Source organism: Bacteriovorax stolpii (genome assembly GCF_002872415.1).
GTDB lineage: Bacteria > Bdellovibrionota > Bacteriovoracia > Bacteriovoracales > Bacteriovoracaceae > Bacteriovorax > Bacteriovorax stolpii.
Genome location: NZ_CP025704.1, coordinates 379,490 through 403,014 on the forward strand (window position 1 = coordinate 379,490; position 23,525 = coordinate 403,014).

At 39.4% G+C, this 23,525-nt stretch carries 23 protein-coding genes and 1 pseudogene; 8 read left to right on the forward strand and 16 right to left on the reverse strand.

What is annotated here, in order from left to right; all coding sequences use genetic code 11:
• Positions 1 to 28: 28 nt before the first annotated feature.
• The 6 genes from C0V70_RS01765 to C0V70_RS01790 all read right to left on the reverse strand — a co-directional run bounded on the left by C0V70_RS01765 (position 29) and on the right by C0V70_RS01790 (position 5,243).
• A complete protein-coding gene (locus tag C0V70_RS01765; protein ID WP_102242146.1) occupies positions 29 to 331 on the reverse strand; it encodes a CCDC90 family protein in 303 nt (100 codons plus the stop codon).
• A 281-nt stretch (positions 332 to 612) separates the two neighbouring features.
• On the reverse strand, positions 613 to 2,028 hold the full coding sequence (locus tag C0V70_RS01770; RefSeq protein ID WP_102242147.1) for a sensor histidine kinase: 1,416 nt from the start codon (positions 2,026 to 2,028) through the stop codon (positions 613 to 615).
• The gene (locus C0V70_RS01775) at positions 2,025 to 2,933 is read right to left on the reverse strand and encodes a YcaO-like family protein (protein ID WP_158649525.1); all 909 of its coding nucleotides are present in this window, start codon (positions 2,931 to 2,933) and stop codon (positions 2,025 to 2,027) included. Before C0V70_RS01775 ends, C0V70_RS01770 begins: the two co-directional genes overlap by 4 nt.
• On the reverse strand, positions 2,909 to 4,348 hold the full coding sequence (locus C0V70_RS01780; protein WP_102242149.1) for a hypothetical protein: 1,440 nt from the start codon (positions 4,346 to 4,348) through the stop codon (positions 2,909 to 2,911). The genes C0V70_RS01775 and C0V70_RS01780 overlap by 25 nt, the downstream gene beginning before the upstream one ends.
• A gap of 50 nt (positions 4,349 to 4,398) precedes the next feature.
• Positions 4,399 to 4,662: a hypothetical protein gene (locus C0V70_RS01785; protein WP_102242150.1), complete on the reverse strand. Its 264-nt coding sequence runs from the start codon at positions 4,660 to 4,662 to the stop codon at positions 4,399 to 4,401.
• Positions 4,663 to 4,835: 173 nt separating this feature from the next.
• Positions 4,836 to 5,243, reverse strand: coding sequence for a hypothetical protein (locus C0V70_RS01790; protein ID WP_102242151.1), 408 nt, complete (start codon positions 5,241 to 5,243; stop codon positions 4,836 to 4,838).
• 182 nt (positions 5,244 to 5,425) lie between these two features.
• Between C0V70_RS01790 and C0V70_RS01795 the strand changes: the two genes are divergently transcribed.
• From C0V70_RS01795 to C0V70_RS01805, 3 genes are all read left to right on the forward strand, one after another.
• Positions 5,426 to 5,848 (forward strand): hypothetical protein, encoded by a 423-nt coding sequence (locus C0V70_RS01795; protein ID WP_102242152.1) that lies wholly within the window; start codon positions 5,426 to 5,428, stop codon positions 5,846 to 5,848.
• On the forward strand, positions 5,848 to 6,528 hold the full coding sequence (ung, locus tag C0V70_RS01800; protein WP_102242153.1) for a uracil-DNA glycosylase: 681 nt from the start codon (positions 5,848 to 5,850) through the stop codon (positions 6,526 to 6,528). Before C0V70_RS01795 ends, ung begins: the two co-directional genes overlap by 1 nt.
• A gap of 270 nt (positions 6,529 to 6,798) precedes the next feature.
• On the forward strand, positions 6,799 to 7,131 hold the full coding sequence (locus C0V70_RS01805) for a hypothetical protein (protein WP_102242154.1): 333 nt from the start codon (positions 6,799 to 6,801) through the stop codon (positions 7,129 to 7,131).
• Positions 7,132 to 7,139: 8 nt separating this feature from the next.
• Here C0V70_RS01805 and C0V70_RS01810 read toward each other — a convergent pair whose 3' ends face one another.
• Positions 7,140 to 10,286: a DEAD/DEAH box helicase gene (locus C0V70_RS01810; protein ID WP_102242155.1), complete on the reverse strand. Its 3,147-nt coding sequence runs from the start codon at positions 10,284 to 10,286 to the stop codon at positions 7,140 to 7,142.
• Positions 10,287 to 10,810: 524 nt separating this feature from the next.
• Between C0V70_RS01810 and C0V70_RS01815 the strand changes: the two genes are divergently transcribed.
• Complete coding sequence (locus tag C0V70_RS01815; RefSeq protein ID WP_158649526.1) at positions 10,811 to 11,902, forward strand: sensor histidine kinase; 1,092 nt, start codon at positions 10,811 to 10,813, stop codon at positions 11,900 to 11,902.
• Between the two features lie 42 nt (positions 11,903 to 11,944).
• Entirely contained in the window at positions 11,945 to 13,246 is a 1,302-nt protein-coding gene (locus C0V70_RS01820; RefSeq protein ID WP_102242157.1) for a sensor histidine kinase, read from the forward strand.
• A gap of 128 nt (positions 13,247 to 13,374) precedes the next feature.
• Here C0V70_RS01820 and rpoD read toward each other — a convergent pair whose 3' ends face one another.
• The 4 genes and pseudogenes from rpoD to trmB form a co-directional block, all read right to left on the reverse strand.
• Positions 13,375 to 14,805 carry an RNA polymerase sigma factor RpoD gene (gene rpoD, locus C0V70_RS01825; RefSeq protein ID WP_243733583.1) on the reverse strand — a complete coding sequence of 477 codons (1,431 nt, stop codon included), beginning with the start codon at positions 14,803 to 14,805 and terminating at the stop codon, positions 13,375 to 13,377.
• Positions 14,779 to 15,141: pseudogene (locus C0V70_RS19380) on the reverse strand (RNA polymerase sigma factor region1.1 domain-containing protein); the annotation flags it as partial. The gene rpoD and the pseudogene C0V70_RS19380, both read right to left, overlap by 27 nt.
• Positions 15,142 to 15,153: 12 nt before the next feature.
• Complete coding sequence (gene dnaG, locus C0V70_RS01830) at positions 15,154 to 17,070, reverse strand: DNA primase (RefSeq protein ID WP_102242159.1); 1,917 nt, start codon at positions 17,068 to 17,070, stop codon at positions 15,154 to 15,156.
• Positions 17,070 to 17,762: a tRNA (guanosine(46)-N7)-methyltransferase TrmB gene (gene trmB, locus C0V70_RS01835; RefSeq protein ID WP_102242160.1), complete on the reverse strand. Its 693-nt coding sequence runs from the start codon at positions 17,760 to 17,762 to the stop codon at positions 17,070 to 17,072. The genes dnaG and trmB overlap by 1 nt, the downstream gene beginning before the upstream one ends.
• Positions 17,763 to 17,933: 171 nt before the next feature.
• On the opposite strand from trmB, the gene C0V70_RS01840 reads away from it, so the two are divergent.
• On the forward strand, positions 17,934 to 18,782 hold the full coding sequence (locus tag C0V70_RS01840) for a hypothetical protein (protein ID WP_102242161.1): 849 nt from the start codon (positions 17,934 to 17,936) through the stop codon (positions 18,780 to 18,782).
• Positions 18,783 to 18,816: 34 nt separating this feature from the next.
• Here C0V70_RS01840 and C0V70_RS01845 read toward each other — a convergent pair whose 3' ends face one another.
• The 5 genes from C0V70_RS01845 to C0V70_RS01865 all read right to left on the reverse strand — a co-directional run bounded on the left by C0V70_RS01845 (position 18,817) and on the right by C0V70_RS01865 (position 21,660).
• A complete protein-coding gene (locus C0V70_RS01845; protein ID WP_102242162.1) occupies positions 18,817 to 19,008 on the reverse strand; it encodes a hypothetical protein in 192 nt (63 codons plus the stop codon).
• 6 nt (positions 19,009 to 19,014) lie between these two features.
• Positions 19,015 to 19,245, reverse strand: a complete 231-nt coding sequence (locus C0V70_RS01850; protein WP_102242163.1) for a hypothetical protein — start codon at positions 19,243 to 19,245, stop codon at positions 19,015 to 19,017.
• Between the two features lie 140 nt (positions 19,246 to 19,385).
• Positions 19,386 to 20,363: an SH3 domain-containing protein gene (locus C0V70_RS01855; protein WP_102242164.1), complete on the reverse strand. Its 978-nt coding sequence runs from the start codon at positions 20,361 to 20,363 to the stop codon at positions 19,386 to 19,388.
• Positions 20,360 to 21,235, reverse strand: coding sequence for a hypothetical protein (locus C0V70_RS01860; protein ID WP_102242165.1), 876 nt, complete (start codon positions 21,233 to 21,235; stop codon positions 20,360 to 20,362). Before C0V70_RS01860 ends, C0V70_RS01855 begins: the two co-directional genes overlap by 4 nt.
• Positions 21,235 to 21,660 carry an NUDIX domain-containing protein gene (locus C0V70_RS01865; protein WP_102242166.1) on the reverse strand — a complete coding sequence of 142 codons (426 nt, stop codon included), beginning with the start codon at positions 21,658 to 21,660 and terminating at the stop codon, positions 21,235 to 21,237. Before C0V70_RS01865 ends, C0V70_RS01860 begins: the two co-directional genes overlap by 1 nt.
• Before the next feature lie 123 nt (positions 21,661 to 21,783).
• Here C0V70_RS01865 and C0V70_RS01870 point away from each other — a divergent pair, with 123 nt between their 5' ends.
• Together C0V70_RS01870 and C0V70_RS01875 are read left to right on the forward strand one after the other, a co-directional pair.
• A complete protein-coding gene (locus C0V70_RS01870) occupies positions 21,784 to 22,443 on the forward strand; it encodes a site-2 protease family protein (protein ID WP_158649527.1) in 660 nt (219 codons plus the stop codon).
• Complete coding sequence (locus C0V70_RS01875) at positions 22,443 to 23,513, forward strand: segregation and condensation protein A (RefSeq protein WP_102242168.1); 1,071 nt, start codon at positions 22,443 to 22,445, stop codon at positions 23,511 to 23,513. The genes C0V70_RS01870 and C0V70_RS01875 overlap by 1 nt, the downstream gene beginning before the upstream one ends.
• Positions 23,514 to 23,525 lie beyond the last annotated feature (12 nt).

Sequence of the window (23,525 nt, forward strand, 5' to 3'; positions counted from 1 at the left end):
AGCAATCTAGCCCCCTTCTGGAACTAGCTTATTTGAATGAGATTAGTACGCCTAAAAGGATGATTCCCGTAGACAGTAGTGCTCCTAGGCGGATGGTTAGTTTATGTTCTAGATCTTTAAAGTTCGATTGAGTCTCTGTTTTGAGTTCTTTGATTTCAGTTTGCATGCTTACAAGATCTGCTTTGACCATAAAGTAGTGCTCTTTTAAGTCCGATTTAGTTGCAAAGTTTTGATCCATAAGATCCATCCAGAGTTGTACCGATTTTTTGGCTTGCTCGCTAGTAAAGCCAGCTTTTTCTAGATCTTCAGTATAGCGCAGAATGTGAATCATTGATAACTCCTTTGAGGTTGAGCACAGAAATTCAATAAGACGGATTTTGATGACAATATAAGTATTTGATAGTAGCGGGGGAAAAGAACACTCTTTAGCAATTCTTGAAGTGATTTGTGTCAATAATTTGTGCTTCTAAAGCAGAATAAAAGAAAGATATCTTAGAAAAATTGCTGAAATGGAAAGCAAGCGAGGCTCGTTCGCATACCAAATGTATACGAATATTTGTGAATAAAATAGGGGGTAATTATAGTAGTAATCGCTGCTTATTACATTTATTTTTAGAAAGGAGGAGCTTTAGACATAACAGATTTTATAAATGGCATATGGTTAAAATTTTCTTTCTCGTATCCTGTTGTTAGATAGATATTTTTAAATCCTAGGTCATAAAGCTTTTGCGCTATTACCTCACCCTTTAAGTCCCCACCCAAATCAGAATCGATATAAAAATTTGAATCTTGAGTAGCCGCTTTAATTTTTTCCCAAAAATCATTTGGTTCTAAAGAATACTCTAATTGAATATTCTTTCTTTGGGCTTTGGTTGTCCATGTTAGGCAAACCAGTTCATCATTATCTAGTAGAAAATTCTTAGATGGCGTGCTGGGAAATACAATCTCTATAATAGTCCCTGAATCATTTGTTTTAATAATCTCTAATCTAGAGTTCCAACTTTTTAAAACTTCAACTGCGTGCATTAAGCCAAGGCCATTACCATTCTTCTTGTTTGTAATTTCTTTTTTACCTATAGATTGCAGTATGGCTGGAGGAATTCCATGACCAAAATCCTCAATGTAAAGATATGTTTCATCTGATTTTTGGAATGCCGAAATACAAATTTTTTTATTTGAAATCATGGCTTCATAGCTGTTGTTAATTAAGTTTGAAACGATTCTAGCAAGGTCGAAGTATGAGCATTCAATTAAAATATTGTCCATTTTGATCTCAATAGTTAGATCTTTGAATTCAGTGTTCTTTTCGCAGCTGATTTGCTTAATAAGATCTCTTAAATTAAAAATTTTCTTTTCCTCGTAAATGCCTTTTTGTCTTATTTTTAAATGAGAGTCAGCAATGTTATCAATTCTTAATAAAGCTTCATAGAAAAGCTTTTTGTCAGAGGCATTCATATTATCACTGGCCTGAAGGATTTGGTGTAAGGTTGCTATCGGTGATCTAATGTCATGAGATATTTGAAGTGATATTTTATTCAAAGCTTTTGATTTTTCGTGCTCTATTTTTTCTGTTTCTCTGTTGCGAGTATATCTTACAAAAAACAAAAATAAGGGGAGACTAAATAATAAGGAAATAAGGAAAGGTTTTAGTGCAATTCCGAATAAGTTAGCGATCTCAAAATAATAATTTATCGTACCTTTATGATGCAAGTGTTGAGAGTCAGACCATATATATTTTTTGATCTTAATTGTAAAAGGAGTTTTCTCATTAGAGAAGTCAATAATTTTTGCTCCTGTATTATCAAAAGCCTCAACAGCAGAAAAATTTTCTCCTGTAATTTTAGCCAAGTCTTTTTTTACAGTTCTAAAGTCTGTGAATAAAAAATTTTCTCTTACAAGTTGTGTTGAAACTGAAGCAATTTGGTTTTTCTGCTCAATTTCAATAAAAATGAGGGACGATAATATTGAAAAATATAAAAAAAAGTTAAGTGTTAAATATCCAAATATAAAACCAATTGACTTCCTCATGGGAGCACCAGGGGAAATGAGGGATTGAAATTGTTTGGATGATTAAGGTAGCCCCAATGTGCAGACAAGGCGTCAGGATGGGATGCTTTGAAAACTGGGAATAAAGATGAGTATGGATAAAAAATTTCTTGAATTGTGAATTTTTCGTTTAAAGGAGTGTTTAAAGGCCCATGCTGATGGCGAGCTAGAGTGAGATACTTTTTAGCAAATGTTACATCGGAGTACAATGCGAGATGGTCCTCAGGCTTAGGGGATATAATTTTTTGAAAATCATCTTCGCTAATAGCTTGGATATTTAGATTAATATGCGCGACAGTATTGATTAATGCCTCGAAGAAGCTTTTTTCAATTGCTTTTTCTAGAGATATCTTGGTTGCTGAACCAAAACAGAGCCCAAAAGGCTTTTTGCATTGTAGGCCAGAAGCTTGACATAAAACCGTATAATATTTTTCAGAATTTAATTTTAGAAAACTAAATTCGACTCCAAAAAAATTTAAGGCTTTAATTGTTGGTGCTATTTGGGCATACGCTAACGAATGAATGTTGTTATTTTCGATGTGTCCTAGTGAATAAGCCATAACATAGTGCCTTTCAATTAATTCTAATTTTGCGTTAAGCCGTGCCTCGCTTTGATTAGAATGTAAGGAAATACCATTAGAACTATTTATAGAATTAAATTTTATTGCATATCTTTCGATAGCTTCAGCAAGGGCAGAAGTTAGCGCAAGATCCTTAGATGTATTAACGCCTCTTCCTTTACATAAGAATTCATCAATCCTAAGTTCGACTCTGTAGTCAAAGTATGGCTGGGTTTCAAATATATTCCATCTTTGTTCAAATATTTTTAAAGATGTAGAAAATTCTTTTAGCGCCCATTTAATTAATTCTTTTTTTTGATTTTCCATACAGGATACCCAACGAACATGGTTGATGGTGATGCTTCCCATTCTTTAGATAGTATTGTTGTGTAGGGAGAAGAACCAATGTTGAGACAATATCCTTCCATGAGCGTGTTGAAATGAATTGATTGCAATATTTTTAGACGCTCTGCTTTGTTTTCAGAGTTGAGATAATCATTCATTTCGTGGTCAGAAATATTAAAGATTTTAAATGTTCGAGCATACTCTAATGAATCAAGGCTTTCTTTGAAACCTGAGTCAATTGTATCAATGAATAGATCAACATTTTCGGAGTTATTAATTACTGGGGGATTAGATATTTGAACAACTTTCATAGATGAGTTATTTAGTGAAGCTGCATACTTATCATAATATGATTTATAAAGTCCGAGGGTGATTTTTTTATTTGGAGTACTTGAATTTTGAATGATTTTATATCTTTCTTCGAGTTGATTTAATTGTTCTTGGGTTAGGTTACTATCACTTCCTTTTGGGTAAAACTCCTTTTGCAGAAAAGAAATTTCAGGATAATTCTCAGTAGACTGCAAGAGTACTTTTTTGATTAATAGTTGAAAGTAAATTAATTCTGCCGAAGTTAATTTTTTTCGACCTCGTTCAGTTGAAAATATCATGGTGTTGCGAAGAGGTGCAGTCTTGTATGAAAGGATGCTTTTGTCTTTTTCTAAAGAATTGATTTCTGTTTTATATAGTTCTAATACGTTGTGAATGTAATTAAAATCGGTATTTAATTTATCATTTATAATTAATTTTTCAGCATCAATTTTACGATACGTAACAGCTGATGGCATGTTTTGACTTAAAAAGTGTTTTTCATTTAATTTTAATGTAATAGCGCTAAGATCTTCTTCGACTATTTTATCTTGATCTATATAGTATGGGCCGGTTGTTTCTTTAAAATTTATGATAGTTGAATCATCAGAATCAGAGCTTAGAGCGGTTAAGGGATAGATAACATTATCAGCAATGGTTAAAAGAGTTAAGATTATGGGTACGTAAGATTTACTTTTTGCATTTAATGTAAGATTGTAGTCTTTTGAGTGGATAGCTTCGCATGGTTCATCTTTAATATAATCACACAATAAGTCTTTCAACTTAGAGTGAGAGCCTTTTGCGTAAATCATTCTTCTGAGGCTCACTTCTGCATCTCGTCCTTTGATTTCATGTCCGCCAACAGTATACATACCTTTTCTAATGTTAAAGATGATTTGCTTATCATTAACCGAGAAGTCATCGGCAAGCAGTGTTGTAATGTTTGTATTGTTATCATACTCAAGCAAATTAAGGTTTAAGTTTATCACCATTTGATATTGCAGAGTCGTTACAATGTTTCTCGAATCAATTTGACTTAAATTGATTCGAGAGAATATTGGTGCGCTTAAGGTCGATTTATGATTTGTCATTTTTTGGCATCCAATTAACAAGAGACAGATTAGTAAAGTGACCCTCATTTTTATCTGCCACCGTTTCCAAGGCTAGCTTGATCTCCAACAGCATCTTCAGTATGAATAATACCTTTTTGCCTCAATTCATCTTCAAGTTGATCGTCCAATATGATCTGATCTTCTAAAGAGTCATATTTAATCAATTCTCCATCATGATTCTCAAAGATAAATTTCTTTTCAATGCTAGTTAATTTAGAAACAGGAATGGTCCCTGCAAAAGTTTGAGTAATCGCTAAAGCACTAAGAGAGATTAGTTTTAACAAAGCATTCATATTTTTTTGCCCTTTTAAACGTTTATAATTTTGTTTAGTATAGATGGTTTTTAAGTAAATACTATTCCAATTGAATTATTTACATATGGCTTCTCCTTTTTGGCTTTTCTTTCAAAATCAGACGGTTAAGATTTCTCTACATCTCGATGCAATGTTTAAGAGTTGTTGAAATCTTAAATTCTTACTTTTGTTAAGGAGTAGTCTTTTAAAATTTTCTTTTTATTGAAGACCAACGTAAGGGTAATGGTTTTCGAGCTTGTCTCGCTTTTGTCACCATCTAGAACTCCTCCTGCTAATGAGAATGGGCCAGGCAGGAAGGCTAGGGCACCAACTGCATAACCATTTGATTCAGAGGCGACATTGTGCTTGCTGTAAACCCAAACATCTTGTTTTGTTTTATCTTCAGTGGTGATATCAGGTGCACCAAAAGCTTTTAAAACCTCTGTTTGAGTTGTTAGACCTTCTTTTAAAGTCTCCTTTAAGGTTAAGGCATCAAATGGATTTTTTTCTTCTTTCTTTGAACTGCTTGCACATGAAGTTAGGATCAGTGCGATTGAAATAGTAATCATTAAATTTTTCATTCTTTCTCCTTTGTTTTTGGCAAAGGTGTTGTAATTTAATCGATGAATTTTTGACATTGATGGTAATAAGAAAGGAGTATATTTTTCTTTTTTGAAACAAAGCCTATTTCCACCTTGAAAAATTAATCATTTATCTATAAAACTCCCCCTGAATAAATCAATTAAATTCAGGAGCCTCCCCAGTGCTACTAATCAAAAAAATCATCCTCGCAGTCGTTGCAGTTATCGCCCTATATTCCGCCGAAACAAACGCAGCCACAATCTCAGCTAACCAATGCACCCTGGGTCTGCTTCCATTCGGCTCATCAATGAACGAAAACACAAGAAAAGAAGAGATCATCAAGGCCTACGAGCAAAAAGGATATTTTGTTACAGTTCTTTCTCATCCATCAGAAGTTTCTTCTGTTGAATTCGTCAGCGATGCTTCTGTTGAATGTACATCGACATATTTTGGAATCATGGCAAAGACATCTGTTCGCTTGGTTGAAACATCGACAAACAAAATCATCTCGACAACATCATCACCCGCAGTGATGGAATTATTTAACTGCAAGATCGATTTAGGGTCAGCTATCAGCGCACTTCCAGATTGCAGAATTAAGTAATGAAACTTTCTCAGTATATTGAAGACCCGTCTTGGCTTGAAGTTCTAAAAGATGAATTTGAGGCGCCGTATTTTAAGGCGATGGAAGAGACGCTCCAGAAAGCTTATGCTGAAGAAACTGTTTACCCGCCAAAAAAAGAACTTTTCACAGCACTAAACCTGACTCCCTTTTCAAAAGTTAAAGTGGTTATTATTGGCCAGGACCCGTATCACGGACCAGGACAAGCTCATGGGCTTAGTTTTTCGGTTAAGCCGGGGATTAAGGTTCCGCCCTCACTGGTGAATATCTACAAAGAACTTGTGAGCGATATGGACGTAAAAAAGCCCTCTAATGGCGATTTGGAGAAGTGGGCGAGGCAAGGTGTACTTCTTTTAAACAATCAGCTGACGGTCTTAGAGGGAAAGCCAATGTCTCACAAGGATATTGGGTGGAATGAGTTCACAGATAAGATTATTGAAGTGCTAAATGAGAAACGTGAGCATTTAGTTTTTGTTTTGTGGGGAAGTCCTGCTCAGAAGAAAGCGAAAGCTGTAAGCACTAAAAAACATCACATTATTAAATCGGTGCATCCGTCACCACTTTCTGCGCACAGAGGTTTTTTGGGAAGCAGGCCGTTTTCTCAAACGAATACTTACTTAGAGTCTAAAAGTATTAAACCGATCGATTGGAAGCTTGACTAGGGAAACATCAAAATCTTGATGCAGAATCCGGCACAAATGCTCAACACCAATTTAAATGACCAACCAATGAGTTTTTCGAATGACATTTATCAACCCTCGAAGAGGCCTAAGTATCGAACTAAGGGCCGAAAACATTGAGGACTATTTTCAACAAATTCATAAGCTAGTGTAACGACGGCACTGTAGAAAAATTGAACACCTCCGTAAAATTTTCACTTCTTTTAAGGCATTTTTATTCTAGTGCTATGATTAGGGGGATTTGGAGGATTTATGTTTAAGAAGACATTATTTTTAATGATTTTAGGGTTAAGTTTTTCAGCGACATTACCGGCGCAGGACTTGGTTTCAAACCTTAAATTGGCCGTAGAAAAGTCTCAAGGCTCTAAATGTAAAATCAATCCATCTGAAGAAGATATCATCGCCATTTATTGCACTAATTCATCAAGCTACAGTGTTTTTAAATTAACGGTAGAAAATGATGTCATTGCTGGAACTGGACAATCGTGGCCTAAATCAGGTGGCGAAGCTGAGTGTTCAGTAGAAGGTAAAGTTAAAGCGGATGAGAAAGTGAAGCTTTCGATTCGTTGTAATGCTCTTTACTAAGAAAGAGACTAAGAAAACAACATCTCAAAATCTTTCATCGTCAATCGACCTGAGAACACCTGATCATCATCCGTAGAAAGGAGATCAGAGAAGAGTTGTTTTTTCTCTTCCTGAAGCTTTAAAACCTTCTCTTCAACCGAGTTCTTAATGATCGGACGATAAACCGTCAGCGTGTTTTTCTGCCCGATTCTGTGCGCTCTATCGATCGCCTGTGATTCAACAGCTGGGTTCCACCATGGGTCCATAATGAAGACGTAGCTTGCCGCTGTTAAGTTAAGCCCCACACCCCCGGCCTTAAGTGAGATAAGGAAGATCGGAGTTTTGCCCGACTGGAACTGATCAACCTGTTCCTGGCGTTTGTTGATGCTCTGAGAACCGTCGATGCGCGAGAACTTCCAGTGTTTTTCTCTAAAGAAGTGCTGGATGATATCCAGGTAAGTCGTAAATTGAGAGAAGATAATGGCCTGCTGGCCTTCTTCTAAAATCGTCTCCAGTGTTTCTAAAAGGAAGTCGATCTTAGTTGAATCAATGTGCTTGTAGTTGTTATCTCCAGCACGGTTTTGCCATAAGCAGTTTTGTCTTAGTTGGAGTAGACCGCGCAGGATTTCCCCGTACTTTGCGGAAGTCGTCGAGCTTTGAATACGCGCGCGGATCGAGACGATGTTTTGCTGGTAGAACTTGTTTTCTTCCTCGTTCAATTCCAGGTAGACGTTGTTTTCGATTTTCGGTGGAAGATCGTGAAGAACCTGGGCCTTTGTGCGTCTTAAAATAAACGGGCTGGCCGTTCTTCTGGCGATCCCTCTGGTCTTTGTATTTGAAACAGCTCTAACGAATTGAAGATCACCCCAGATACCAGGGATACTTAAATCGAGAATGTTGTAGAACTCAGATAAATCATTTTCAACAGGCGTACCCGTTAAACAGATTCTGAAATCAGCGTTGATCTTTCTTGCTGAGAAAGCACCAAGAGACCTGACGTTCTTTAAGTGCTGAACTTCATCCAGTACAAGAATGTCGAAGTTGATATTCGAGAAAACAGCTTCTGATTCTTTTTTCATCACCCCATAAGAAGTCAGGATGATCTTTTTATCACTTGGGATCTCTCGCGAGCCACCGTGATAGATATGCATGCTCATCTTCGAGAATTTCTGGATTTCTTTTTCCCAGTTCAGGAGGATGGTCACTGGACACACGACAAGAACGCGGTCGATTTTATCGTAAATAGATTGTAGGAACGTGATTGTCTGCAGAGTCTTACCAAGACCCATGTCATCAGCAAGACAGGCACCAAGCTTGTGCTCGTGCAGGAATCTTAGCCAATTGTATCCAACTTGCTGGTAAGGACGTAAGACACCATCCAGCTCTTGTGGAAGAGGGTAGCTTGGCATTTCAGTGAGGTTAGAAAGTCTTTCGCAAAGAGCGATGTCTTCTTCTGAAAGGGCGCCTTCAATTCCAAGTTTTCTAAGTTCGAATAATTCAAAAATTCTGGCGCGGTTAAACGGCAGAATGAATTTTTTAAACGACTGGCTCCCATCAATTTTTGTCTGAGTGTCAGTCGCTTCATATTTTGTATACTTCTGCATGAAGCGGATCAGGTCTTTTTGCTCCTTTGTTAAAAGGATCAGACCTTTTTTGGTGATAACCATTCCGGCCTCAAGATCAGCTTCCTGAATAACAGCTAAGTCATCCTGGTCGATATTGAGTTCGAGGTCGAACCACTTCGTGCTTGAAGAGCGGCGCTCGAACCTGATGCGCGAGTTCCATTTAGAAATCTCGTGACGGTCGTAAAAGATTTCAATGTTAAGAAGTGAGACCGCGCGGTGGAATTCTGATAATCCCTGGAAGACAACTCCCGGTTGGACATCGTATTTCACTTTCTTTTCCTCGCTGTCGAGGTGAGCGTATCTGAAGAACTGGTCTCCAAAGTGCTGGATCATGGCCAGGAAAAGTTCGCGCATTGTTTGGTTTTCATAAAGGCAGACGAGACGGTTCGTCTGATCGTAAACAATGGTGTCGCGGTTTTTAGTGATCTCGCTGATTAGGCTTTGGGCCTTCACTTTTTTGTTGGCCGAGACAATAAACTTTTTATAGCTTTCGTTTCCGTTTACTAGGCTGTCTTTAACAGCAAGAACGAAATCATAAGCTTCTTGTTTCTTTTTAAAGTGCCCAAGAATTCCATGATTGAAAGTAAAGAACGACATGAACTCGTTTGGAGCGACAAGCAGCTCTGATTCATCAAAGAATTCTAAAGAGGCATGGAGCAGTCCTTTCTTTTCGGCCGGAGCTAAAGTCACGCGGCATTTTGGTCTGCTGGTTCTGATTTCTTCCAGCGCTACATTCTCGATAAAGACTTCAACTTGTGGGAAGAGGTCTAGTTCCTGAATATTCGTCAGGATGTCGTTAATCGTGTAGTTGAAAAGATTCAGTCTGATTCTTTGGATAAGAATTTTTAAATCATTCGGGATATGAAGAACAGCTCCATCTCTCCAGTTGAAGATGTAAAGGTTTTCAAAAATCGAAACTTCTGAAATGGCCTTGTCACTTTCTGGAGAACGGTATTTAAAACGTACCTTTTCGTCATGGAAAAGATGTAGTTGCAATTTCCCTCTGAATGTTTCAGGCATTGGGAAAGGAACGATTTTTTTATTGTGTAGAAGATACTGAAGTGAAGAGTAAGTAGGAGCAGCGGGAGCACCGATAAGCTGGTGAGGCCCACCGATGATAGTTCCGTACTCTGCGACGTTAACCCCGAAGCTTGAGTTGATAACGATTGGTGGAAGCCCGCTCTCATTGTTCTCTGCGGTTTCTTCACCTTGCTCTTCCAGGTATTGTTGAACTTGATAAGTCAGAAAAAGTGCCACGACGTGCTGGCAGTGAGATCCCTCTTTCCAGTGATGGCAGTCACAGTTAGAAGAGAATGGCCCCTCAGGAGTGCCTTCAAGTCGTTTCTTGTAGACGATTTTCGTTTCATGGGCGCGGTCATCACGCACAATTCCACTTACGATGTAATACGTATCAGGCGAACCCTTCTTGAATGAAATAGAGACGCGTGAGAGTTTAAAAAATCTCAGACCGTTTTGAATTAAAGCGGGCGTAAAAAAACGCTTACATTCTTCGTTAATTGTTTCAGGAATGTTCCAGGTGCGATCGTTCATGGGCCTTCTTTAGTAAGTAAATCAAAAGATAATTATACGCTATTTTTCGTCGATAGCGACTGTTAAATCAGAGGGAAATTCACATCAAAGGCCTTAAATTTCCTTGACAAAAAAAGAAAATTCAGTGTCAAAAAATAGGTAAAGTATTCTGCTCAGGTATGATGACCAATTTTAAAATATAGACAGTGTGCAATCCGGCGTGAACTGCCCAATGCACAAGCAATTAAAGACAACGTTTGGCACGTTAAGCGTCCTATGAGTTGCTCCCCTTTATTTGCTGTCGAAGGGCCGTTTTATTGCTTTAATAAGTGTTCTTTCATACACTGCAGACGATGAAGTTTATAAGCCCTACACTTTCAAAACAATCAGAATTAGCGAAGGCACGTTATGTACTCCCTTTCACGTACTGCTTTGTTGCATTAGGGATATATTTTTTTCTCACTTACTATTTTAGATATGAGTCCAAGATTCTGGCGTTTAGTTGCCTGGCAGCTTCATTCGCAGTTATGTTTTTACCTTTTATTATGAAGACTTTTAAGTCTTATCTGTTGACAGCAAATTACATTATTCTCGTTTATTTTATCACGATCGAGATGCTCACCCTTTATACAGGTGGCATCAAGGCCAGCTCCATTTGGTGGATTGGTATTGTGCCTGTCTTGGCCGCCTTTTTACTGAATGCTTTCTACAGTATTATTTGGTTTATCATTATTGCTTTAAATATCGTTTTAATCAGCCAGCTTAAAAGACTGGATATGCTGCCGCTCAATGTGGTGCCGGCCCAGGGAATGGATCAATTCCTGGTAACTTCTACAGTGTTTGGAATCATCCTTATTACGGCCTTGTGTATTCTGGCAGACATTCTAAGAGAGAAGACGACATCGGAAAAAGAAGAACTGCAAAATAAGTCATTCAGGCTCACGCAGCTGGCTTCCCTTGGTAACCTAGCCACCGGAGTTGCTCACGAAATCAACAATCCGTTATCTGTCATCAAAGGCTGTCAGTATAAGATCCGAAGAATGATTGAAGGTGAGAAGCCCATTGATAAGAAGGCCCTTGAAAGCTACATGGATAAAATCGAAAGAAATGTGAAACGCATCCAGGATGTGACATTTTCGATGAGAAGTATCTCCGATAAAAGCAATCGAAAAATCTCTCCTATTAATATGCAGGAGCTTTTGATGTCGGTTGCTGCCATGGCAAAGGATAGAGTTGGAAATCGTGATATTCAAATACACACTCACTTCAAACAAACAGAATTATATTTCTCCGGAATTTATAACGAAATTTTCAGGGCCATCTATATCATCGTTGAGAACTCTCTGGATGAGCTCATTGATCTCAACCGTGGAAATGGCCAGGTTGAAATCTCTTTAGATGACTATGGCCCAAACATGATGATCTTTATCAGAGATAACGGGCGAGGGATTCCTGAGGAATTTACTAAAAATATTTTTGATCCATTCTTCACTACAAAAAGTATTGGTCAGGCGACAGGACTAGGACTCACATACTCAGCAAATATCATCACCTTTAATGGTGGGACATTGGAGTTTATCCCGACACCGGGAAAAGGTGCATGTTTTAAAGTTGTTCTTCCAAAACAAGCAATTTAATTCCATTGAAAAAGATATGGGTTCTAATAGAATCTAATTTAAATGAAGATTCGATTATCCAAACACTCAGAGCGGGCGAAGGCCAAGTACATCATCCCTTTTACTTATAGCCTGGTGGGGATGGGGCTTTTTTTCTCTTTTTATTACTACATCAAGTATCAAGCAACAACGTTGGCCATCTCTTGTGCTCTGGCTTCTGCAACAGCTTGTTTTATTCCTGTCGTAAAAAAAATCACCAGATCTCATTTGATCATGGCCAACTATGTAGTGGGGATTCACTTTGCTTCCGTCACTTTTCTTGCTCTTCATACCGGCGGGGTCAAGGCTTCGGCCATCTGGTGGCTGGGGACAGTTCCCATTCTGGCTTCCTTTCTTCTCAATGCTACCTTCAGTGTCATCTGGTACATAATCGTTCTTCTGGATATCATCATTATTTCTTATCTCGGAAAGCATAACATGCTTCCTTTTAATGTCCTGGCAGGTGCCTCAATTGAAAAGCTGATGATGACTTCGCTTTTCCTTTGCACCAGCTTGATCACTGTTCTTTGTGTTCTTTCAGATATGCTGAGGGAGAAGACCTCACTTGAAAAAGAAGATCTGCAAAAAAAGTCGTTTCTTCTTTCTCAATTTGCTTCACTTGGAAAACTTTCATCGGGAGTTGCTCATGAGATCAACAACCCTTTAGCCGTGATTCAGGGCTCGCATTTAAAAATCAGCCGCATGATTGAATCCTCAGCGCCCATTGATAAAGAGGCGCTCTCTCGTTATATGGAAATGATAGACAGGAACACTAAACGTATCCATGACATCACGACCTCAATGAGGACATTTTCTGACAAAGATGAGAACAAGAAGATTGCCAAGATTGAAATGCAGTCTCTTTTAAATTCATTGATTGATATGAATGCAAAAAAGATCAGTCAAAATCAGATCAAGGTGAGCACATATTTTTATAACGAGCCTTTGTTTTTTAACGGAATTTATACGGAAATATTCCAGGCCTTCTACAACATCCTGGAAAACTCTTTTGATGAGCTTAAAAACATCGAAAGAGAGCGCAGGCTGGAGATTCTTCTGGAGAAGAATGACGGGCATATTAATGTGTTTATCAAAGACAATGGGCGTGGGATTCCAAAGAAGAATGTGGATAGGATTTATGACCCGTTTTTTACGACTAAGAACGTAGGAGAAGGGAAGGGCTTAGGGCTGACATACGCTCAGAATGTGTTTTCTCATAACGGCGGAAATCTGCAGCTGGAATCAGCAGTGGAGGATGGGATGACGACGTTTAAGGTGATGTTGCCTAGTGAGGCTTTGAGAAGAGTAAAAAAAAAGGGGCCCTGAACGGGCCCTTTTTTATTTGATTACTGACTGCTTTCGCAGTGGCTAGCTCGAACTCTTGAAAAAGGCGTGAGCCTTTTCTTTTGCTCTGCTAGCGAAGTTGAAATGCTCCACTGGAGCATTTCATCGAGCTAGTTATCTACATAGCTCTTAAGAAGTTTTGCACGAGATGGATGACGAAGCTTTCTAAGTGCTTTCGCCTCGATCTGACGAATACGCTCTCTCGTTACGAAGAAGTCTTGTCCTACTTCCTCAAGAGTGTGATCCGATTTTTCACCGATACCAAATCTCATACGAAGAACTTTCTCTTCTCTTGGAGTAAGAGTTGAAAGAACCGCTCTCGTTTGCTCAGAAAGTGTAATAGACATTACAGCGTCTGCTGGAGAGATAATCTTTTTGTCTTCGATAAAGTCTCCAAGAGATGAATCTTCTTCTTCCCCGATTGGAGTTTCAAGAGAGATTGGCTCTTTCGAGATCTTTTGTACTTTTTTAACTTTATCAACCGGTAGTTCCATTTTCTCTGCAATCTCTTCCGGAGTTGGTTCGCGACCAAGTTCCTGGATAAGTTGACGAGATGTTCTTACCATCTTGTTGATTGTTTCGATCATGTGAACAGGGATACGGATTGTACGCGCCTGATCCGCGATTGCTCTTGTGATCGCCTGACGAATCCACCAAGTTGCGTATGTCGAGAATTTGTATCCACGACGGTACTCGAACTTATCTACGGCTTTCATCAGACCGATGTTCCCTTCCTGGATGAGATCAAGGAATTGAAGACCACGGTTTGTGTATTTTTTCGCGATAGAAACAACGAGACGAAGGTTGGCTTCAACAAGTTGAGCTTTCGCTTTATCGGCCTTTGTTTCACCTTCGATGATGATCTTGTAAACTTTTTCGATTTCCACGAATTCCATACCAGCATCAATCGTTAAACGACGAAGCTTTCTTAGGATATCTTCCTGGTTACGGATAAGTTGTTCGATCTTTGCGTCTGTCGTGAAAAGGTCTTTTGCAAGCTTTCTCTTAAACGCATCATCTTCCATTACTCTGTCGTAAAGGATTTTATAGTCTTCAGCATTTCCTACTTCAAGGAACTTGAAGATACGATCTTGTTGATCGAACATTTCAGTAAACTGAAGGTAGTATTTCTTAACTGGCTCTACGAAAGAGTTGATGATTTTTCTGTTGAAAGTTAAATCAGCAAGTTCAGCTGAGATTTCATCCATTAGTTTTTTCTGAGCAACGTCTAGGGCCTTTAGAGTCCCGTCAGCTTTTTCAGTTTCCTGAAGGATGACTGCGATTTGGTCGATAACCGCGTAAATTCTGTCTTTAACTTTTTTGATGTCAGCTGGAGATGATTCGTCATCAAGTCCACGTACAAGTTCTTTAACGAATTCTTGTGGGTTTTCTTGAGTCTCGATCTTCTCGCGAAGCTTTCCAACTTCTTTTAGAGCGTGAGTTGAAGATAGGGCAGAAAGGATAATCTCTCTTTCTCCTTCTTCGATTTCTTTTGCGATCACAACTTCGCCTTCGCGAGTTAGAAGGGCAACTGAACCCATGCGCTTTAAATATAGTTTTACTGGGTCTGTAGATGCTGAACGAAGTTCAGCCTTTTCTTCACGTGATAATGCTTCTTCGATGATTTCGGTACCGTCTAAACGGATCCCTTCTTCGTCTTCATCTTCTTCCGCAGCTGAGTCCATAACCTCGATCTTAAGCTCAAGGATGCGGCCCATGATTTCATCGATGTCTGATGCCAGGACAATGCCGGCAGGAAGTGCGTCGTTGATTTCTTCAGCTGTAATAAAGTTTTGGTCTTTTCCTTTCGTCAAAAGACGACTGAACTCTTTTGAGTTCAGGAATTGAGCCACTGCTGGTGAAATTGGGTTACTCATTAATCGTTCTCCCTAACTAATTTTTTCGGGTTTTGAATTCTTTAATTGTTGAATATTTTTTTCAACTTCAAGTAACCGGGTCAGGAGGTTTGTCATCTCTTCTTCTGACTCGCACGTTTGTTGAAGTCTTTTAATTTCGTCTTTCTTATTTTTTAACTGCTCCATGTGCAGTTTAATTTTTAGGTCAAAGAGTAGTCGCTGTTTTGTTTTGTTGTCAGCGTCTTTAGGTTTGTAATTATAGAATGCAGAAGTTACTACTTCTCTTAAATCAATCGAGTACTCTGGACTATTCGTCACATTGAGCACCACTGATTCGTATTCGCTATCATCAACTTCCATTGTGATTTTACGAATTTTTCCAATGTATTTTTTTACCTCATCATTCCCTACTAAATCAAGGATTTCATTCATTTTATCCATGTTTAATAGAGAGGGAAGTTGGACTACTTCTTGCACTAGGAGCTTCTCCATCTTCGAGAGGAAAATCTGAGGAGGAGAAATTTCAGCATCAAAGTGGAATTCTTCATTCGCATCAGGGATAAAATCACTGTCAGTGTAAGCAGGTTCTTCCGTAGGTTGTTCTTTTTTTGGTTGGATAAATTTCGGCTTTTCAGTCGTTTTACTTAAGTGATCTTGATAACTTTTAACGATTTGAGCGCTATCGGCTTTTAAACCCAGACGCTTAGCAAAGCTTACAACTCGCTCAGTCGCAGACAGTTCCATTTTCAGAGGGGCCAGGACTTCGAAAGCTTTGTTTAGGATCTCTAGCTTTCTATCCAGAACCTCTGGAAGCTTCTCTGGGATCAGTGCGCCAAGCAAAATATCAAAGGCAGGAATGGCATTATCGAGCTTTTCCTGCATTGCAAGTGCACCGTTGGCCTTTAAGTAATCATCCGGGTCCTTTTGAGGGGAAAACTCGATGTATTTGGCCACTAAACCTTTTTCGGCGAGCTGTTTATTGATCCTTTCCATGGCAATAAAGCCGGCCTTATCGCTATCCAGGGCAAGGTAAACATTTTTTGTAAGACCAACAATTCTCTCAAGTGAGTTAGTACCCAAAGCTACACCCATAACTGCCACGGTGTTTTTAAAGCCATTGTTGTACATTGCGATTTGGTCCATGTTCCCTTCAACCAGGATGACAGCATCCTTTTCCCTGATGGCATTTTTAGCAAGATGGAAGCCATAGAGGATGTTGCTCTTGATGAAGATGAAAGACTCCACCGAATTCATGTATTTAGCTTTCTGATCGTCTCTGATTGCCCTTGATGTGAAGCCTACAACCTGGCCGAATTGATCCCAGATAGGGAAGATGATTCGGTCTCTAAAGGTGTCATATTGGGCATTAGGATCGTTTTTGTCTCTTCTGATAAGTCCAATATCCAGTGCTGTGCTAATGGCGAAATCGCGGTCTTTAGGATCGGGAATTGATTTTAAATAATCGGTAATCGAATTTCTATTGGGAGCAAACCCAAGCGAGTAGGTCGTCGCGATCTCTTCATTCAGTCCACGGTTTTTAATGAATGATGTGTATGGTGCAAACGCTCCTGATGAAGCTGTTTTGCGGTAGAGGAGAGCTGTTCTCGTCAGGATTTTTTTGGCCATCTCCACTTTGGGATTGGTCTTTTTTTCTTCCTGATAAGAATCGAAATTGATTCCCTGTTTGTTGCAAATTTCTTTAAGCGCTTCAACGTAATCCAGGTTTCTGTATTTCATCACGAAAGTGATGGCGTCTCCGGCAGCTCCACAAGCAAAACACTTGAAGATCTTTTTAGAGTCGTTGATGTTCATCGACGGTTTCGTATCGCCGTGAAATGGACACAGAGAAACCTGCGCTGAACCTGAGCGCTTGATCGCAAGATAATTGCCGATCACAGATGAAATCGGAATTTCTTCTTTAATCTTTTGTTTTAAGTCGTCTAATGACATTACTTTTTTGATCTCAATACGAACGCTTTGATCTTGATTCCCTGGCTAAGGAAAATCTTCTCGAAGCCCGTAGTATATTTTGCCAGCATATGATCTGGATATTCAGCTCTTAAATCCTTACTTTCCAGGATGACTTCAAAGAGATCGCTCTGAGCTTTGATCTCTCTTTCCATCCACGCTGCATAATCATCGTGGTCAGTTTTAATATAGAAAATCCCACCCGGCTTAAGCGATTTATGCGCCGATTTCAGGAATGGCTCCTGAATCAAACGCTTCTTGTGATGCTTGGTTTTTGGCCATGGGTCAGGGAAGAAATAGAAAATTCCATCGAGTTCATTTTCCTCAAACATAAATTCCACTCTCTCGCCTTTAGCGCGAAGATAGCGGAAGTTAGTAAACTCAAGAGTCGAAAGTTTTTTTGCCAGAGCAAAACTTCTTTTGAATCGGTAATCAAGACCTACGAAGTGGTGGTGTGGATGATCGGCACAATAATCAATCATGAAGTGACCAGCACCAGTTCCGATTTCTAAAAAAAGTTCACCGTCTCTTTTAAAAATTTCTTTGTTCCACTTACCTTTGAATGCCTCTGCTTCGTTATCTCGTAAAACGAAATCAGAAAACGCACCTAACCTTTCATGATAAGGGTTCTCATGTTTGTACTTGAAATCTTCTTTGAAAGAATAATCAACCATAGTCTAAAGCCTTTTAATTTTAAAGGGTTTAGTTACCATCTAGGGCACCTCCTAGCAAGAGATGTCCTATAAAGATTTCATGCTCGATTGCACTATTTTTGTCATGCGTTACGATTCTTATGCTTACAACAATAACGTAACAAACACGGCCCTGTCCCCGGAGGCAACTGTATGAAATCGACTATTTTGGCCCTTTTGGCCTTTGCTAGCATGAGCGCTATGGCGGCGACAGCTACACCTTCCCAATCAGAAGATCAATTTTGCGCAGACCGTGATTCATCATCATTTGCCAAAGACCTAACTAAAAGTTCTTCAAATTTAATGGCCTTTCAAAACCGTGGTGGTCTGGCAAACGGTGGAGTTTGCTGGTGGCACTCGCGTTTTCAAAGAAACGCTCTTTATCTGACGATTTATAGGCCGGCCGAACAAAAACCTACAATCAAGGATGCTGAAAAAATCATTGGAAAGATCCGTGCAGGAAAAGATATTGTCGAAATTCCTGGGTTCAGCAATTTTTCTGAATTCTCTGGTGCTTATAGAAGTTTAATCCAGCGCGAACTTGAAAAGTGGCAGAAGTCAGATGGTATCGTGAAATTCAACTGGGTTATTGGTTTATCTGGTAGCAACGAAGTTGAGGCCCCAAAGTTAAAGGAAATGATGGATGAGCTTTATGACTATGTTGAAGTTCAAGGAAACATCGCTTACCAAAAACTTCAGATCAAAGGTGTAACAGCTCACGCTTGGTTAGTTGTTGATATGAAACAAGTTGATGGCGGGTACGACCTGGAAATTATCGATAGTAACTTCCAGCACCAGACGACGATTTACAAATACCGTGACGGGATGACGAGCTTCAACCACTACTATTACGGAAACTTTGTTCCATACCTGGAAAGAAAAGGGGAGATGGATCAACTAACGATGGCGATTTTAAAGAAGTGTAAGCCGGAAGAGTACAAAGAGAGAAAGAAAAAAGAGACAGCTAACAATAACTCAAATAACGAATACTCTGGATCTTAAAAAGAAAAGCCCTCGAAAGAGGGCTTTTTTATTTCTACTTTTTGTCTAGCATTTCGGTGATGATCATCGCCGCCTTTTTTGCCAGCGCCGGATCTTTAATCTTTTCGGTAATCAGCTTTTTCATGCGTTCAATTTCAGCTTTCTGGACGATATTATCATCAACTACTTTCAGTTGTGTTTTCGCCTTTGGTGTTGAATCGCATTGAGGTTTTTTTAGAGCACCCATAATTTTTTATGCAGCCACTTCTGGCTTTCTCCCGCTTGAATAGTGTTTAGAAACTTTTTGCATATGGCTTTCGATCACTTCGAATAGCTCAAGATTTGTCGTGTGTGGATCCATTCCGTACGGAAGAGCAGAATAAACCATATCTCCAGATACTTCTGTGAAGACGTACCAAGTGTTTCCTAATTTTTGAAAAAGAACTTCAGATGTTGCTTGTGTGTTTGATTTTGATGCTTTCATAATTTCCTCCGTGAAATTGTGATTACCTTGTCTCTTGCATTACTTTTCGTGTGTGGGCCGTCAAAACTTTAGACATTTTTTTAATTTTTTTTATTATTTTTTAGACATTAATCTCTGAGTTTTTCACTCGGAGATCAGGTCTAATATCTTACCTGAACTCCTACAAAAACCGAGGCTTGGGCCTTAAGCCCGCTCGAGATCTGGTCTTCACTCCAGAGTTCTGGGTAAGTAGGTTGGTCGGTTGTTTTAACCGAGTGGGGAAGAAATAAACTTAAATCCACTCCACCGATTAAATCCGTGTTGGGAAACACTTCAGTGATTTGTAATGAAGTGCTGGTCATTGGAGAAAGAGAGAATCCAGAAAAGATTCTCTCTTCGCCAATAGAGGCGTTATCGATAAAAAGAGTAGAGCGGTGATAGTTAAAAGTGAATCCCGTCCCAATGGCCAGGCGGTATTTGTCGCTCTTGTAAGCATCGTAAGTAAACCAAGGGCCGACGCGAATCAGGTCTCGGCTTTCTTCGGCCACATTGTCATTTTTAAATTCAACAGTGTTTTTTGAAGAAGTGATGAAGCCAATCATCCCGAAATAAAAACGATCGTATTTATCGTAGCTGATTTTATGAGAGATCACTAACCGCCCACCCATCTCTGCACGGTATTTCTGCTTATCAAAAGAAGAGTTATACGAGTAAGGAGAAGTCGTGTTGTTTCCAACAATAAAAGAAATAGAAGCGCGAAGAAAAGAGCGGTCTTCAAAAGGATAAGTCGAAGGAATGGGCTCTTCAATGCGATAATCAGTTGGATCGTGTGCCAGCCTGATCGGTTGTTTGCTTTCATTATCGGTTCCGGAAATCACTTTGACGTATTTTGCCGGAATAAAAGCAGGATTTCCTGCGCGGTCAAATGTTGGAACAAAGTCAGGGAGAGTTCCATCGACATAGTATTCTCTGGGAATAAAAACGCGTTCACCTTTTCTAATTGTCTGAAGCACCGTTGAACTCAAAGAAGGTCCTTTTAAAAGAGGAGCTTCCAATACAATCACCACGCCGTCATAGGCCTGTGCTGCTTGAGTTGAAAGAGCTAAAAATGTGAATAAGTGGAAAAAATATTTTCTCATAGATCCCATTCATATTTGTAACCGACCATTGCGCCGATTGAATTGATAACGAGTTCTTCCGGAACTGGATTTGATCCAGGTCTGGTTGTCGAAGTAAGAGTTAAATCATGTCTGCGAAAGTGTGTTCCGAGCGTCCATTTGCCATAGCCAGAATCCCACAGTGCTTCTAATCCCAGATCGAATAAAATCGCCTGGTACTTTTCTTTTGAAGTGCCTGATGTCGTTGTGTAGAGCGGAGCGAATTCTCCTCCCAGATGTAGCGACAATGCCGTTGTTTCACCTTGATAAATGTAGCGTTGGATTTGCGGTCCGAAACTTAGTATTGAAAGCTTCACTTCATCAATATCATTTTCCCAGGTCGCTGTTTGGTAATTGATCCCAAGACCAAAATTAACTGGAAGAGTAGAGACGTAAAGTGTCCTGATTTCCCAGCGATTTCCAACAGCAGAGGTGAGTTCCTGGTTGTAGATTGAGTTAAGGGGAGACATTCCCAAGCGATCTAAGTGCAGATTGAATTGCGTATCAAAAAAAGCATATTTATTGTTAGCTTTTAACTGCGAAGGAGGAGGATAACTGATTTCTGCATCGACATTAGGAAGAACCTGAACATCTTTTTCAATTTCAACGACTCCATCGGCCAGAGTATCGTAGATCGCTTTGCCGTTTTTATCGTAGACTAAAAAATGGTCCCTTTTTGAAGGATTGGTTTCCAGGACATTGGCGTAAATTCCTTTTTCAATGGCAAAACTTTTTTTGTCTGAAAGGCGAGTGAGAATAGTGCCTGGTTTTAAATAAACGCGGTAAGGTTTTAATTCGGCGGCAGTGCTGGCTAAAGCAAAGAGAGCGAGAAATAAAACGAATACCTGCTTCATTATTTTTTCCCCTCGAGGTATTTTTTCGCCATCACAAAAGCTTCGTAATTTGTCGGGAAGGTATAGTCTTTAGGGTTGACCTCATTGAAGGGAACCCATTTAAAAAAAAGATGTTCTTCATTGAGAGTGATCTCAGGTTTTTCATCTAAGTGACAAAGATAAACCTGCTCAACACACTGTTTTTTCCAGCGATCGAAGAACTCATATCTTAAATTGAGATCAATCACGGAAGCCTTAAGACCTGCCTCTTCCCAAAGCTCGCGCTTGGCCGCTTCTTCGTAACTTTCATCTCCCTCAACTCCACCAGTGATATTTTGAAATCCGACGTAGTTATTGGGGATTTGATTATTGAATTCAAACAATAAAAGGTGATTGTCGGCGATGACCACCACTTGGACTTTTTTCTTTAGATCTTGATCATTCATATTTTAAAATTTTAACATAATCTGACATTTTAATATTTGAGTCATAAAAATTGCCTAATTAGGAGGTTTCTTACCCCCATAATTCGTTGCTACATGTTGACCAAAATGATATGTTTTCCGCTTATGGAAGATTTTATTTATAGAGTAGCAATTTCACTCCCTGCTTTCCTCCTGGCCATTGTGTGCCACGAGGCAGCGCACGCATGGATGGCTAAGCGTTTTGGTGACACAACTGGTGAGCAATTAGGACGACTTAGCCTAAACCCATTGGTGCACTACGATCCGATTGGAACAGTGATTTTCCCGTTAATCGGGGCCATGCTTGGTGGAACGATGTTCGGCTGGGCAAAACCAGTTCCGGTCGACACAAGAAGATTCAAAAACATTCGCTCAGGTATTTTCTGGGTGAGTTTCGCAGGCCCTTTGGCAAACATCATCCTGATGTTCATCTCAGCTATCCTGCTTGCTTTCATGTTTACAAAAGTTTCTCCAGACTTTTCATACTTTCAGGTTTTCACTGAAATGCTTAAGAGCGCAGTAACGATCAACGTTCTTCTGGCCGTATTCAACTTGATTCCATTCCCACCACTTGATGGATCGAAAATGGTTTCTTCAATGCTTGATTACAATGCCGCTCGCAAGTTTGAAGATCTTCAACGTTACAGTTTTGTCTTTTTAATTATTTTGATTATGACTCCGGTGCTGAGCTGGATTATGTCTCCAGCACTATGGGCAAGTAACCTTATCGTTAATATTTTTATTAACATCTTTGCAGGTTTTTAATGTTAGATACATCTATTCAGGTAAAGACAGATCATTTTGACGGACCTCTCGGGCTCCTACTTCTTCTTGTTGAAAAAGAAGAAATGAACATCCGCGAACTGGACCTGACAAAGATTACAAAACAATACTTAGATTACTTAGCTCAGATGCGCGATCTGAACTTCGACGTAGCAGGAGATTACCTTTTCCTTGCTTCAACACTTCTGCTTTTAAAATCAAAAGTGTGTATCGCTGAAGAAGAAATGAAATCACTTGAGTCTGAATTCGGTGTGGAAGGATTAAACATCACTTCTCAGTCGGAACTTATCAGACGCCTTGAAGAGCTTCAGTTATACCAAAAAATGTCTAAGAAGCTTTGGGACCTGGAAAAGAAAGGTCACGAAATCTTCGTAAAGCCAAAAGTAGATAGAAAGGCCATCGTTAACTCGATTTTAACTCCAATGGATTTAAACTCGCTGACTATGACAATGGTTGATTTCCTATTCAGACAAAGAAGAAAATACACAGTCGTTAAGCGCGATCGTCTATCGATTAAAGAAAAATTGAAGTTCTTAAAGAGCAATCTTAAATTGGGTGAACAGACAACGTTTGACACTCTTTTGGAGCAGGATGGAAACGCACTTATTGGTGACGACCAAAATCCTGAGAACCTGAAGAAAGATAAGATTGATAACATCGTTATCACTTTCATCTCTCTTTTAGAGCTTGCTCGTCTTAAGCGTATCAACGTTTTCCAAAATGAAGACAGAAGCACGATTTATGTCAACGTAGTCAGATCGCTTGAAGATTTTGATGTTGATCAGGCCAACGGATTTGAAGACGAACAGCCGACACCGGCACCAAAAGATGATGATGTTTTAGAAATTAAAGCAGCTAATCCGGATGAAAAACTAATCATTGAAGACCTGGGTGACTACTCAGCAGAAGAAGAAACAAAAGAAGCTTCTGCCGATGAAGACATTCCGTCAGAGCTTACAGAGACTGGTTTATCAAAAGAGCAGGAAGATGAGTTTATGGATCTTCTGACAACTCCAGAGAGTCCAGATAGCGGATCTAAATTAATTCAATAAGGGTAAGGGGAT